The following is a 14,339-nucleotide window of genomic DNA, read 5'->3' as shown; positions in this document are numbered from 1 at the left end:
TCCATAGTTTAGGGCAATATCAATATAATTATAAAAACATTCCCAAAACGCCATGGTTCTAGAAATGTTTTTATTTATTTAAAGGGGTCTAATATACTTTTTTCGCTTGAAACTACTTATAAAAATTAAAGATAATATTAATGCCACTATAGAAGCAATAAATATAATTAATTTTTTTGTATCTATATTATTTTCATATTCCATATTATTCCTATTTTTAGTACCTTGCTGAGACATATTTCTATTAGTTTTATCTCTCATATTATTTGGCATCTGTTTTGTTATATTCAGTAATTCTTCTATTTGCTCACTATTTAACCCTAATTCCTCTAACTTCCTCCTCTCCTTATCTGTCAATTCTTCACCAGACAATTCTCTGATTATCTCCATTGCCTTAAACATAGTATCTGGATTTTCTCCATTTCCAAAATTACCAGGTGGAGTCATTTTATCTGAATTCATCATATTATTTCCAACATCTTTCCCCATAGAACCTAATGCTGATAAATCTATATTAGTTTTTATATGTCCATAGGTAGTAGTTGGCTGCTGTCCTTTAAGCTGTGCCATAACACTTTCTGCCCTATCTTTCCCAAACTGCAATAATACAGGAAGGGAATTTTGATATTCCTCATAGGTATAAAAGGCAGTAGGATCACTTTTTATATAATCTTTTATTAATTCATTAACTCTACTAATAGATGTTTTGTATTTCCCAGATTCAATATAATTTATAGTTAAATCCTCTAAATATTGATAATATATTTCCTTATATTCTTGTTTCTCTAGTAGTTTAGATATAAGAGGACTATTTTCCATAGTATCTGTAACTGGATTATCTATTGGAAAATTTATGGCCAATGATCCATTATTTATTTCATGTCCCCCAAAGGAGAGATTAAAGTCCCACGGTAATATTTGAAACTTTCCATTCCTTTCATATAAATAGTAATTATGTTTTAAGTTTCCTGCATAACTATCTAGATTTACAAGAAATGTATTTGCTGCAAAATATCTAAGTATCTCATCTACATCTAAATACTCTTCTAAATTTGTACCTGCATCTAAATTCTTCATCATTTCAACTACTACATTATAATCATCCTCATTAGTTGTCTTAAATATGGAGTTATGAAAGATTCCAGAGTAATTAGAAATATCGTCTCCAGTATATACTAGATTTGTATCGCTATTTCCTCTATTAAAGTCACCAAAACTCCTTGGATTCTTGGTATCATTTTTATGTTCTACTATGTCCTCATTATTTTTTTCTGGTTGTCTTTCCATGTTCCTGTTCATATTACCCATTTCCATGGTTTCTGGTTTATAAAGATTGCCTTCTAGACTTCCAAATTGTCTTTCAATAAAACTTTCCTCCATTACCTCCACTGCTAAGTATAGTCCCCACTCCTGTCCATTTATCTTAATATTCGTATAAGCAAAGCCAGGTACAGCAACTCCTAATTCATCGAAAATTTCATATGATAAATACTCCTTCATATTTGTAGTATCACCAATATTATTATTCAATGCCAATTTCTCTAAGCCATAGTAGTCCTGTCCCTTAATATATTTATCAAATTTAATCTTGAAACTATATCTATCTGTAGTATCATCACTTGCTACCATATTTAAACTAGAATTACCTTTTGCCCTGATCCCTACATTTGAAAATGTTTCCCCATTTATAGTAATATCACAATTATAATATTCTTCTTTTATGGCATTCTGTAATAAATCAGTCCATTGTTCTTCATCTATTTTAATATTTATTTCTGATACTTTATTCTTATTAAATATCTTGCTTACATAGTCTGGCTGTTTAATATTAGCACTATCTATATCATTACTGTTAGTCATATTTTTCATAGAAACCATTAGTATCATAGCAACCAGAAAAATAGAAATCACTGATATGATTGCTAAACTTCTCTCTTTTATCATCAAATCACCTTCTCACTAAGCCATATAATCTCCATTATAACTAACCATAACTACATTGGAAACTCCTTCTATATATGATAGTTCATTTATAAAATCAGTAGTAACTTCCTTTAATCTAATTTCAACAGTAAGTTCTATACCATTATACTTTGAAACAGTCTTAGATTTTATTAAATATTTTTGTACTCTATTATTTATAATATCTAAAACATCCTTTTCACATTTATCACCTTCACAATTAACTACCATTATATATGGTGTTTCATTTGTCTTTTTATTTACAAATAAAACCAATACAATCCCTATAAATATTGAGCCAAATATTGCCAGTGGTATTAACCCAGCTCCTAATACTATTCCTCCAGAAATTGACCAAAATAAAAATGCTATATCAATAGGCTCTTTTATTGCAGACCTAAAACGAACAATTGATAATGCACCAACCATACCAAGAGATAGAACTATATTGGAAGTAACAGCCAATATAATCAGTGTTGTAATAAGGGTTAAAGCCATAAGTGCCACACTAAAACTTGAAGAATACATAACTCCTGTAAATGTTTTCTTATAAACTGTCATAATAAATAATCCTAAAACAAAGGCAAGTCCCAAAGCTATAATCATATCCATTGCAGAAATTCCGCCTATTTTATCTAAGAAACTTGATTTAAAAACGTCTCCAAAATTTATTGTATTTGTTGTATTCATTTTTTCATCTCCAATTTTATTAGTTTTAGCCAAATGCCCTTGAAAGAGCATATTTTGAAACTGAAGTAATCCTTCTTTCTCCTATTTGAAGTATGTCAGATATAATATTTGGAATAAATTCATCATACTTTACTTCTAAAATAATTATATTTGAATCCAATGCTTTTACAGTGGGAATATCTTCATCAAATATTTTTTTTGAAAAAATACCTGTTCTTATTGATTTATCAAAGGTTACTCTAACGTTACCTGTGGAATAAGTATAAGCTTCACGATTATAATCTACTATGGTTTTTGGTATAAATAATTCACTTTTCATCTTAATATAAAGTTCTTTTAATAAATCATCATCCTTATATCTTATCCAGTCAATATCTTCATTTAAAATTTTATTACATTCATCTACAGAAACTAAAGTACTGAATTTTGCTGTAAGTCCATTGTTTTTAATCTTTTTTTCCAATTTAATATAAGAGACATCATTATTATAAAATCTAATTCTAAATTTCTCTCTATGATTTACACCAGCTATTTTTTCAAATAAAGCTTTATCATTTATATCATCAAAATATATGCTTCTTATGAAATATCCTTCATCTCCTTTAGAATTTTTATCTAATTTCATCAGATGTTTTAGTCTAGTTCTAATAACATAGTAATCTCCTAAATTTATATAAAGTTTATGCTCATGTCTATATTTGATACTATTCATATTTTTCACCTCCAAATTTTATATCTAGATTAAGGATATATTTCTTTTGTGAAATCTAGATGATAACTAATAGAAATACTTGTGAAAATCATTTTCCGTATTTTTGCATGACTTATTGAATTAGATCATAAAAAATACCTCCAAGTAGACAGTCTAATTTTAATTAATTAGACTGTCTACTTTGGAAGTATCATATCAAATCTTATCTTTTATGGTTATATTTATTTATTAGCTTTTAATTGAAACCAAAATATGGTTCCTTGGTTAGTATAACTTTCCACCCCAAAATCTGAGTTATGAGCCATCAATATATTTTTGACAATAGAAAGTCCTAGCCCAGTCCCTATTACTGCCCGCTTATGGTTTTTACCTACCATATAGTATCTATCCCATATGTGATCTAACTCTTCTTTAGGAATTCCTTTTCCTGTATCTTTTACTTCATATTTAATATAACTGCCAACATCTTTAATATTTATAAATACCGACTTATCATCTCCAGTGAAATTCACGGCATTACTAATTAGATTATAAATTACTTGCTCTATTTTTTTCTCATCACCACATACTTTTACTTCATCATCACAGTTTAGAATAAAAGTAAATCCTTCTTTTTCTTCAAGAATTAAAAATCTCTTTAAAATATCCTTCGTAGTCCCAACTACATCAAATTCTTCATGATTCATCTGACTAAGATTTGCCTCAACCTTAGATAAATCTAAAATATCATTAACAAGTGTAGTCAGTCTATCTGATTCATCTATAATTACGTTTACATGAGACTTTCGTTTTTCTGGATTATCGCCTGATATATCTCTTATCATCTCTGCATAAGATTTTATTAATGTAAGTGGTGTCCTTAAATCATGGGATACATTTGAAATTAACTCTCTTCTTAGTTCTTCAACTTTCGATAGTTCCTTTGTAGTGTAATTTAACGTAGAAACTAGATTATCTATTTCTGTATAATCACCTTTTTCAAACACAATATTATAATTACCTTTAGCCAAAACTGATGCCGCATTGGTTACTTGGGTAATAGGTTTAGATATTTTAGATGCAATAATAAATGATAATCCCAATGATAATAGCAAGGATATTATAGTTACTATAATAAGCTGATTTTTTAAAACAAAAGTAGTGGAATCTATGGGATCTAATAATCCATTGATGTATAAATATAGATTTTCTCCATTCTGCCCTTGTAATACAGCACCATAAACTATGGTTGGTCTTCCTAATCTGAAATCTTCTGTAGTATATAAAATTTTTTCTTGATCTTCTTTCTCTAATTTATCTATAAATTTCCTTGATTCCATAAAATCAAATTTAGGAGGTCTAGGGTCAAAGGATGTATTCATAGGAAATATTGGAACACCATCTTCATTTAGTATCTGAATAATTAGCCCTTTACTGAAGGATATTGTATAAATAATATCTTCAAAATCATCCTTTCCATATTCTACTACTAGGCTGTCTCCAATTTTCTTAATCTCATTAGTCTTCATTGACTTATAATAGGTATTTAAAAATACAATTTGAAGAAGCCATAATATGGTCATAATAGTTGCTGCAAATAAAACAAAATATGTCCACAATTTAAATTTTAGACTGTTTACATCTAATCTATTTTTCAAAATTACCACCATTTCTATTTATTTTATATATTCAAATTTATATCCTAATCCTCTTAAGGTTACAATAAAATCCCTATATGGTTCTATACTATTTCTAAGCATTTTTATATGGGTATCAATGGTTCTATAATCACCAAAGAAATCATACCCCCAGACCTCATTTAATAATTTATCCCTAGTCAAAGCAACGTTCTTATTTTTAACCAAATAAAATAATAACTCATATTCCTTTGGAGTCATATCTACTTTTACTTCATCAACAAACACATTTCTTCCTAGCATATCAATTACAAGACCATCAAATTCATATATTTCATTAGAATTGCTATCATTTTGTATTTTCTTATTACGGCTAACAATTACATTTAGCCTAGCCATAATTTCTTTGGGTGAAAAAGGCTTTACTACATAATCATCAATTCCTATTTCAAAACCAAATAATTTATCATATTCTTCTCCCCGTGCAGAGAGCATAAGTACAGGTATATTCTTTATCTTTTTAATCTCCTTATAAGCAGAAAAACCATCTAATTTAGGCATCATTATATCCATTACTATAACATCAAAATCTTGTTCTTTACATATATTCACAGCTTCCATTCCATCTTTGGCTTCTAACACTTGATGTCCTTCAAATTCTCCATACTCTCTGATAACCTCTCGAATTCTCTCCTCATCATCTACAACAAGTATCCTAAACATAAAACTCCTCCTATATATCTTCTAGGAAATCCTTCCTTATCTATATTATAAATCTTCAATGTGTTAGTTATGTGATAAATTTTATAGATATAAGTATGAAAAAAGAGGGTAGTATTATCTACCCTCTTGATCAATATCTCGTTCTACTTATTTCTTCGGTGTTCTCAGAATGACACTTTAGACAACTTATACCTTCTTCATAGTTCTCATCCCAGATATGCCCACAGTCCTTACATATAAACTTAACTGCTGTTACGGATGCAGCCATATTTCCACCCCCTATATAAACATATTATGATATTCATTAAATAAAATGCTTCCATTTGTTTATATTATATCAAACTTTGATAAAAAAATCACTAAGCTTTAATAAAATAATAAAGACAATTGTAAAGGGATGTCGTAGGACATCCCTTATAATTATCTTTACATTATTTTATTTCTTTTTATAAATTAAAACTAATAATTTGTTATTATATTTCTGCTGTTTTAAATCCTTTTCCCTTTACTTCTACTACATCGGTTATAGTAAAGAATGCTTTGGGGTCTACATCATTTACTATTTCTTTTAGCTTTGCAATTTCTCTAGAGGTAAGAGTACAATATATAATATTTCTATCTTCATGAGTATATCCTCCTTGACCCTTTAGGAGAGTAACTCCTCTGTGTATTCTTTCTATAATAGCAAGAGATAATTCTTGAGACCTTTCTGATACAATTATAACATTTTTTTGTATATTAAATCCAATTTGTACCTTATCAAGTATTTGATACCCAGCATACATTGCTATTAAGGTATACATTGCAGATTTATATCCAAATAATAAAGATGAAAGTGAAATTATAATAGTATTTGCCATCATCAATCCTGTTCCAATATTCATATTATACTTCCTTTTAAGGATTGCAGCTATTACATCAAATCCTCCTTGACAAGTTCCATGTCTAAACATTAGTCCCATACCAATTCCATTAAATACTGCTCCAAAAACTGACCCGAGGAATATGTCGTCTATTATAAAATATTTTGAAAATCCCTTTGTTATAGTCAGCCAAGAAGAAAACACTATCATGGATATAAAGGCATATACTACAAATTTTCTATCTAACATTTTAGCCCCTAATACAAACAATGGTAAATTCATTAAGAATACAGATATTCCCGTAGGTAAATTTGTTAAATATTGAATCATAATTGCAATCCCACCAACGCCTCCACTTAATAATCCATTGGGTACAAAGAATAAATTAATTGCCAAGGCACATAATAAATTACCTAAAACTATAAAAAATACTTTCGTACATATTTCTTTAGGTTTTCCTAATATTGACTTTTCCATTTTGCTTGTTTTCATTTATGAACTCCTTATTTCTATGTTTTATTTAATGCTTTATATATTATATATTATTCCATCTACTATATTACCTTATAAGCAAAATATAATCAATCATATCTTAAATAGTAAAAAAAGAGAGAATCCTTCTCTCTTTTTTACACTCAAGAACTACATATGTTTTTATACATCTGATAAAATATACTAGCTGTATCTATCTCATTCTGTGATAGATTCTCTTTGCTAAGTACTTCTTTTAGTTCTTCATCTCCATCTGAAAATATTTGTAAGTTTCTAAAGATATATACAAGGTTAATGGCTTCATCTTGAACTAAATTTAAAGCCTTCATAAATTTTATTTTATCGCTTTTATATAGTTCAGCAACTATATCTGCAAACTCAATTGTAAATACTCCCGAGGGATTGCTATATAGTTTTAATATTTGGGATAATTCTTCTACACTTCTAGAATCATAGTCTTCAATATAAAGAAATAGCTCCTCTAACTTATTGGAGTTTTCTAGTAACTCCTTCCAATCCCCCCAGTACAATTCATCTAAATCAAATTTCTTCATCAGTATCTTCATCTTCATTTAATATATCATCTATGTCTTCTACATCTGCTGTATCATCTACAAATTCTGCCTTCATTTCTATGGTTTCATCTGTTTTGTTTATACTTCGCCATTGTTTATAAGTTTTTAATTCATCTGAAATCTTCTTAATCACATATGCTATTACAGCTAAATCATCAATAAATCCTCCGGGTAAAAAGTCTGGCACTAAATCCAAGGGATTTACTAAATATAATAATGATATTATTATCATTATTACAGAAGTCTTTGATAGTTCCTTATAATCTCCTTTTATCCAATCTTTGACCAAATCAATAATTAGTTTTAAATCCTCCCAAATCTCCATTAACTGTTTATTTCCCTCTGCCTTTTCTTTAGCTGTAATTAAAAGTTGTTTAAGCTTATCTGTATCAAAATAAATTGTATTTGCTTTTGACTCTAATTTTCTTATTATTTCTTCAAAGTCTATTTTCATTTTTATCCTCCATTTATTCTTTTTCCTTATCTTAATTATACTATTCTTTTAGACTTTTTATCCAATATTTTATATAAAATTTATTAAGGAAGTCTAGATATCTAGACTTCCTTAATTACTTATACCAACAATGGCTGTATTTGTTTATCTTTTAATGCTTCTATAATAGTAGGTACTATCATATCATAATGAGCAATTAGTGAATTAATTTTATTTATGGCATCATCTTGGCCAAATGGTACAAAGTATACGTTTTTCTTATCTAGCAAAACTCCTATATTTTTTGCATTACCACTAAGTCCATCATTGGTGGATATGGCAACTATTGCAGGTTTATTGTTTCTCAAATGAGCCTTAAACGCCATACATACTGGTGTATCTGTAATTGCATTTGCCAGTTTTGCTAAGGTATTTCCTGTACATGGCGCTACAACTATTATATCAAGATAATTCTTGGGTCCTATTCCTTCAGCATCTTGTATTGTTTCTATAATATCTTTTCCTGTTAATTCCACTATCCTATTTTTCCAATCTTCTGCTAAACCAAATCTAGTATCAAAACTACTTGCATTATAGGACATTATTGGATATACATCTGCCCCTTCTTCAACTAATCTTTCTATTTCAACTAATATGGTATCAAATGTACAAAATGAACCTGTAATAGCCAAACCTACTTTTATTCCATTTAACAACATAGTTATACCCCCAATTCCTCAATAATATTATAAATAGTATTCTTCAAAATCCCAGCTGCTGTTGTAGGTGCTGTTTTACCTGGTAGTCCCAAAGCCCAAATGGTTTTGATTCCAAGGTCCTTTGCCTTTTCAAAATCCACTCCTCCTGGTTTAGAGGCTAAATCAACTACTAATGCGTCTTTATTCAATTCTAATAAAACCTCTTCAGTTAAAATCATACTAGGAATCGTATTAAATACTACATCCATTTCCCCAATTAAGTCTTTCATTTTATCTAAATGTACTGGATTATATCCATAACTGTGTATCCATCCTAAATCTGCATAATTTCTAGCTTCAACATATACTTTTGCCCCTATTCCTTGCAGCATCTTGGCTAAAATCTTTCCTATTCTTCCAAAGCCTAAAATCATAGCCTTAGAATCATGAAGAGTAATATCCATTTCTTTCATGGCTATTTCAATTGCACCTTCTGCTGTAGGTATCGAATTTAAAACTGTCATTTCTTCTCTATTGAATAAATCTATAGTGAGTATATTGTTCGCTTTAGCTTTTTTGAGTACTTCATCAGATATTTTTCCCGCTATAAAAATTTGTTCATCTGTCATATATTCAAATACTTCATCTATTTTTATGTTCTCTGAATATAATGGTGTATTTAATAAAATATTATCTTCAGAACAAGGAAGTGGTCCTATAATTATTTTTGCATTTTCAATGGCATAATAAAGATTTTCACTAAATTTTAGTGAATTGACCTCTGATCTATCAAAACCAAATACTTGAACATTATAGCCATCATATTTTAATAATTCTGCCAATTTAATACTTCTCCTATCTCCACCTAATACAACTATTTTCATATGATCCCTCCAATATTTTGTTTACTATTTAGAGACTAATATATATTATGTATATAAATATTTAAGGTGCTTGTATATCTCTATAAATAGAAAAAGCCTTAATGTAAAAACATTAAGACTTTTCCCATTTAAAACTTCCTTAATTTTTATTTTCTGTAGGTCATAACTGTAATGACTCCATCAATATCCCTTGAAAAAACAAGTATATTTTCTTCATCCATAAATCTGCTATTAGAGAAACCTACTTGACCTTCTTCAAATAAACTATTAATATCTGCCCTAAGTTTATGTTCAGCAAAGTAGTAATCAATCATGCCATCTTTGTCTGGAACCACTTTCTGTACACATTCTGGTATTAATACGGCATCTTTTAATAGTTCTTCTATCTCTGGAAATTCTTCATTTAATACTTCTTCATCATCTCTTCACAATGTCTGAATGTACTTCTCTGCTTCCTCATAATTTCCTTTTGATGGATCTATGGGCAAGTCAAATAAAGCATTAATTCCTTCATAGTCTGTATTAATACTAATCTCCCCTGTCTGCAAAAACTTCTATATCATCACATTCCATAATTCTATACATTATATTTGCTGCAATAGCTATAAGAAAGCTCTTTGGATTTTTGTTTCTATCTATTTTGTGACATAACTCTATGGGTTTTAAAAAGGGTTCTTGATATAAATCATCTGCTTGATGTTTGTCCCTCCTTCCCCATTCTTATGATGTCTTTAAATTTAAGAAAACTTATATATAAATCAGCTTCTCATGTATATATTGTAATAACCTCTAGTTATGTTCATGTTTTTTATAACAAATTAAGAAGGTTCTCACTTACTTCTGAGTTTCATATAAAAGCTTCTTTATAATTTATAACACAAAAATAGACCAACTTAGATAAAACCTTATAATATAAAGGTTTGTTAATTTAGTCCAATTATAAAAGATTCATCTACAACTTTTATATACTTTAATCTTGCTATACTTTTTCAAAACAAATTATTAAAAGGTTAAACTAATTAATTAGTCTAACCTTTTATATTTTCTATTCCAATCTCAGCAATAGTTCTCCAGCCTCTACATTTTGCCCTTCTTTAACAACTATTGAACTTATAATTCCACCAGTGGCCGCAGTAATTTGGGTTTCCATCTTCATAGCTTCAATTATTGCAACTAATTGTCCCTCCGTAACCTTGTCACCAACCTTTACTAAAATCTTTGCTACAACTCCTGGGATACTTGCTCCAATTTCTAATTTATTTTCAGAATCTGCCATCTGTGTTGTAACTAATCCTTCTTTTACAATATTACTTGCCTTATCAAGTATCTTTATAGCCCTTCTACTATCATTGACTTCAAAATATAAAGTTCTATATCCTTTATCATCTAATCTACCTATTTCAAGGAACTTGATAATTAAAGTCTTACCTTCTTCTACTTCTATTTCCCCTGTTTCACCTTCCCTTAAACCATAGAAGAATATATGACTTCCCATCCTACTAAAATCTCCATGCTCTTCAACATACTTTAGATAATCCTCAAAAACCTTAGGATATAGAGAATAAGATAATAAGTCTTTTCTTTGCGGAACCATATTATACTTCTCACTTAAATACTTTTCAATTTTTTTAAAGTCTTCAGGCAGAAGCAATTCTCCAGGTCTGCAAGTAATGGGTTCTTCTCCTTTTAATACTAGTTTTTGAAGTTTTTCAGGAAATCCTCCCATTGGTTGCCCCATCATACCTTGGAAATATGATACTACTGAATCTGGGAATGCCATATCCTTGGCTTTATCATAGATGTTTTCTGGAGTTAAATCGTTTTGCACCATAAATATAGCCATATCTCCTACAACTTTAGAAGTAGGTGTTACCTTTACAATATCTCCTAGAATTTCATTTACAACTCTATACATTTCCTTCACATCATCAAATCTATGACCCAAACCAAAGCTATCCACCTGTGGCTTAAGATTGGAATATTGACCTCCTGGAATCTCATATTTATATATTTCTGCTGTTTCTGACTTTAGTCCAGATTCAAATTTACTATATATTGGTCTAACACTACTCCAATAATCAGATATAATTTGTAAATCATCTAAATTGAGCCCTGTGCTTCTATCTGTATGCTCCAAAGCCGCAACTACTGAGTTTAATGCAGGTTGAGATGTTAGTCCAGCCATACTATTAAAGGCAGTATCTACAATATCTACGCCAGCATGAGCTGCCATTAGTACTGTTGCTATTCCATTTCCACTGGTATCATGGGTATGAAGATGTATAGGTATTTTAATTTCAGATTTTAATGCCTTAACTAGTTCATAGGCTGCTTGAGGTTTTAATAAGGAAGACATATCTTTAATTCCTAATATATGAGCTCCTGTTTTTTCTATTTCCTTAGCAGTCTTTATATAATAGTCCAAATCATATTTAGTTTTGCTTTTATCCAATATATCTCCTGTATAACATATGCAGGCCTCTGCTACTTTACCTACTTTTAATACTTCATCTATGGCCACTTCCATACCTTTCAGCCAATTAAGTGAATCAAATATTCTAAATATATCTATTCCTTTTTCTGCCGATTCCTTTACAAACTCTCTAATAACATTATCAGGATAATTTCTATATCCTACGCCATTGGACCCTCTTAGAAGCATTTGGAATAATATATTAGGTATCTTCTTTCTTAAAACTTCCAACCTATCCCAAGGAGATTCATTTAAAAATCTATAGGCAACATCAAAGGTTGCTCCTCCCCACATTTCTAAAGAAAACAAATCATTTCCTAATACTGAAAGGGCCTTAGAAATCTTATACATATCATCAGTTCTCATTCTAGTAGCCATTAAAGATTGATGAGCATCTCTTAAAGTTGTATCTGTTATCAATAGAGATTCTTTGTCTTTAATCCATTCTGCTAAACCTTTCGGACCCTTTTCATCTAAAATTTGTTTAGTACCATATTGTCTTTCAGGTCTAACAACTTTAGGTATATTTGGAATATCAAAATCTGGTTTATCACCATTTGTTTCATTTACCACCTTTTCCCCTATGAAATTTAGAATCTTTAATTCAATATCAGTTTTTGCTGTAATATCAAATAACTCTGGGTTATTGGAAATAAATCCAGTATCACATTTACCTTTTAAAAATTCTTCGTGATTTAATACATTTATTAAAAAAGGAATATTTGTTTTTACTCCTCTAACCTTTAACTCCTTTAATGCTCTTTTAACTTTCCTTGTAGTATCTTCAAAAGTTCTAGACCAAGAAGTTACCTTCACCAAAAGACTATCATAATAAGGACTAATATTTGCACCTGTAAAGCCACTACCTCCATCAAGTCTAATTCCAAATCCAGATCCAGTTCTATATATATCAATATTTCCTGTATCAGGAGCAAAGTTGTTTAATGGATCTTCTGTAGTAACTCTACATTGTATAGCATAGCCCCTCACTTCTATACTTTCCTGTCCTTTTATTCCTATTTCATTAGAATCTAAAGAATATCCTTCAGCTATTAAAATTTGAGACTGTACTATATCAATTCCAGTAACCATTTCAGATACAGTATGTTCTACCTGTATCCTAGGGTTCACTTCAATGAAATAGTGGTTTCCATGTTTGTCTAACAAAAATTCAACTGTTCCAGCATTCCAATACTTAACGGCCTTTGCTATTTTAACTGCATCATCACATATGTTTTTTCTTTGTTTCTCTGTAATAGAGAATGCAGGAGTATATTCAATAACCTTTTGGTGCCTTCTTTGTATGGAACAATCCCTCTCAAATAAATGAACTATATTTCCATATTTATCCCCTAAGATTTGAACCTCTATATGCTTTGGTTTCTCAAGATATTTTTCAATAAATATATCATCTATACCAAAAGCCTTCTTAGCCTCATTTTTTGCACTATGATATTCCCTTATTAAATTCTTTTCATCTTTTACTACTCTCATGCCTCTACCACCTCCACCAGCGGTAGCTTTTAGTATTATAGGGTATCCTGCATAATTAGCAAACTCTATTGCTTCCTCCTCAGAAGCTACAGCTTTTTCAATTCCTGGAATAGTTGGAACTCCTACACTATGTGCTACTTTTTTAGACCTTATTTTATCTCCTAGACTATCCATCATCTCATAAGTTGGTCCTATAAACTCAATACCTACTTCTTTACATTTTCTTGCAAATTCTGGATTCTCAGATAGAAATCCATATCCTGGATGTATTGCATCTACTCCTTTTTTTAATGCTAATTTAATAATTTCATCTATATTTAAATATGCCTCTATTGCTCCTTTGTTTCTGCCAATCAAATAAGACTCATCAGCTTTTGTTCTAAACAAGGAATTTTTATCTTCATTGGAGTAAATAGCCACAGTTCTTATTCCAAGTTCACTACAAGCTCTAAATATTCTTATGGCAATTTCTCCCCTATTTGCAACTAAAACCTTCTTAAATTTCTTTTTCATGTTACACCTCCATGGTTAATCATAATTTTTTATAAAAATAATTACAGCCTCTTTAACTTATTCACAATTCTTTTTTCCTATGTTTTTATAAAAAATTCACCAATACAATTGACAAAACTTTTATTAAAACTTTCATCTTGCTAATGTTTTAAACAATTTTAGCATATATCTTTAATAACTTCAATATATTTCTGCAAGTTAATTGTTTCAT

General features: G+C 29.6%; 13 protein-coding genes and 1 pseudogene. All 14 read right to left on the bottom strand.

Features of this window, described 5'->3' with window-relative positions; genetic code table 11:
* Nucleotides 1–78: 78 nt before the first annotated feature.
* Nucleotides 79–1,944, bottom strand: coding sequence for a CotH kinase family protein (locus tag KQI41_RS06420; RefSeq protein WP_216585041.1), 1,866 nt, complete (start codon nt 1,942–1,944; stop codon nt 79–81).
* 15 nt (nt 1,945–1,959) lie between these two features.
* Nucleotides 1,960–2,652 (bottom strand): DUF4956 domain-containing protein, encoded by a 693-nt coding sequence (locus tag KQI41_RS06415; protein WP_216585040.1) that lies wholly within the window; start codon nt 2,650–2,652, stop codon nt 1,960–1,962.
* Nucleotides 2,653–2,677: 25 nt separating this feature from the next.
* The gene (locus KQI41_RS06410) at nt 2,678–3,364 is read right to left on the bottom strand and encodes a polyphosphate polymerase domain-containing protein (protein ID WP_216585039.1); all 687 of its coding nucleotides are present in this window, start codon (nt 3,362–3,364) and stop codon (nt 2,678–2,680) included.
* Between the two features lie 221 nt (nt 3,365–3,585).
* A complete protein-coding gene (locus KQI41_RS06405; RefSeq protein ID WP_195838025.1) occupies nt 3,586–5,001 on the bottom strand; it encodes a sensor histidine kinase in 1,416 nt (471 codons plus the stop codon).
* An 18-nt stretch (nt 5,002–5,019) separates the two neighbouring features.
* Nucleotides 5,020–5,703, bottom strand: a complete 684-nt coding sequence (locus KQI41_RS06400) for a response regulator transcription factor (RefSeq protein WP_154441979.1) — start codon at nt 5,701–5,703, stop codon at nt 5,020–5,022.
* A 130-nt stretch (nt 5,704–5,833) separates the two neighbouring features.
* Nucleotides 5,834–5,971: a hypothetical protein gene (locus tag KQI41_RS06395; RefSeq protein ID WP_154441977.1), complete on the bottom strand. Its 138-nt coding sequence runs from the start codon at nt 5,969–5,971 to the stop codon at nt 5,834–5,836.
* A 205-nt stretch (nt 5,972–6,176) separates the two neighbouring features.
* Entirely contained in the window at nt 6,177–7,058 is an 882-nt protein-coding gene (locus KQI41_RS06390) for a YitT family protein (protein WP_154441975.1), read from the bottom strand.
* 143 nt (nt 7,059–7,201) lie between these two features.
* Entirely contained in the window at nt 7,202–7,630 is a 429-nt protein-coding gene (locus KQI41_RS06385) for a hypothetical protein (RefSeq protein ID WP_216585038.1), read from the bottom strand.
* Nucleotides 7,599–8,087: a YkvA family protein gene (locus KQI41_RS06380; protein WP_216585037.1), complete on the bottom strand. Its 489-nt coding sequence runs from the start codon at nt 8,085–8,087 to the stop codon at nt 7,599–7,601. The genes KQI41_RS06385 and KQI41_RS06380 overlap by 32 nt, the downstream gene beginning before the upstream one ends.
* 119 nt (nt 8,088–8,206) lie before the next feature.
* Nucleotides 8,207–8,785, bottom strand: a complete 579-nt coding sequence (locus tag KQI41_RS06375) for a dipicolinate synthase subunit B (protein ID WP_154442874.1) — start codon at nt 8,783–8,785, stop codon at nt 8,207–8,209.
* Between the two features lie 2 nt (nt 8,786–8,787).
* Nucleotides 8,788–9,648, bottom strand: coding sequence for a dipicolinate synthase subunit DpsA (gene dpsA, locus KQI41_RS06370; protein ID WP_154442875.1), 861 nt, complete (start codon nt 9,646–9,648; stop codon nt 8,788–8,790).
* 146 nt (nt 9,649–9,794) lie between these two features.
* The gene (locus KQI41_RS06365) at nt 9,795–9,983 is read right to left on the bottom strand and encodes a hypothetical protein (protein WP_154442876.1); all 189 of its coding nucleotides are present in this window, start codon (nt 9,981–9,983) and stop codon (nt 9,795–9,797) included.
* A 193-nt stretch (nt 9,984–10,176) separates the two neighbouring features.
* A pseudogene (locus tag KQI41_RS06360) lies at nt 10,177–10,344 on the bottom strand (hypothetical protein); the annotation flags it as partial.
* A 349-nt stretch (nt 10,345–10,693) separates the two neighbouring features.
* A complete protein-coding gene (locus tag KQI41_RS06355) occupies nt 10,694–14,128 on the bottom strand; it encodes a pyruvate carboxylase (RefSeq protein ID WP_154442877.1) in 3,435 nt (1,144 codons plus the stop codon).
* Nucleotides 14,129–14,339 lie beyond the last annotated feature (211 nt).

This window comes from Tissierella pigra (assembly GCF_018917845.1).
Classification (GTDB): domain Bacteria; phylum Bacillota; class Clostridia; order Tissierellales; family Tissierellaceae; genus Tissierella; species Tissierella pigra.
This window is presented reverse-complemented; position numbering and strand designations above follow the sequence as displayed.

Coding starts and splice junctions, on each gene's coding strand:
- KQI41_RS06420 (WP_216585041.1), bottom strand. CDS start 1,944: ATGATAAAAGAGAGAAGTTTAGCAATCATATCAGTGATTTCTATTTTT.
- KQI41_RS06415 (WP_216585040.1), bottom strand. CDS start 2,652: ATGAATACAACAAATACAATAAATTTTGGAGACGTTTTTAAATCAAGT.
- KQI41_RS06410 (WP_216585039.1), bottom strand. CDS start 3,364: ATGAATAGTATCAAATATAGACATGAGCATAAACTTTATATAAATTTA.
- KQI41_RS06400 (WP_154441979.1), bottom strand. CDS start 5,703: ATGTTTAGGATACTTGTTGTAGATGATGAGGAGAGAATTCGAGAGGTT.
- KQI41_RS06395 (WP_154441977.1), bottom strand. CDS start 5,971: ATGGCTGCATCCGTAACAGCAGTTAAGTTTATATGTAAGGACTGTGGG.
- KQI41_RS06390 (WP_154441975.1), bottom strand. CDS start 7,058: ATGAAAACAAGCAAAATGGAAAAGTCAATATTAGGAAAACCTAAAGAA.
- KQI41_RS06385 (WP_216585038.1), bottom strand. CDS start 7,630: ATGAAGATGAAGATACTGATGAAGAAATTTGATTTAGATGAATTGTAC.
- KQI41_RS06380 (WP_216585037.1), bottom strand. CDS start 8,087: ATGAAAATAGACTTTGAAGAAATAATAAGAAAATTAGAGTCAAAAGCA.
- KQI41_RS06375 (WP_154442874.1), bottom strand. CDS start 8,785: ATGTTGTTAAATGGAATAAAAGTAGGTTTGGCTATTACAGGTTCATTT.
- dpsA (WP_154442875.1), bottom strand. CDS start 9,648: ATGAAAATAGTTGTATTAGGTGGAGATAGGAGAAGTATTAAATTGGCA.
- KQI41_RS06355 (WP_154442877.1), bottom strand. CDS start 14,128: ATGAAAAAGAAATTTAAGAAGGTTTTAGTTGCAAATAGGGGAGAAATT.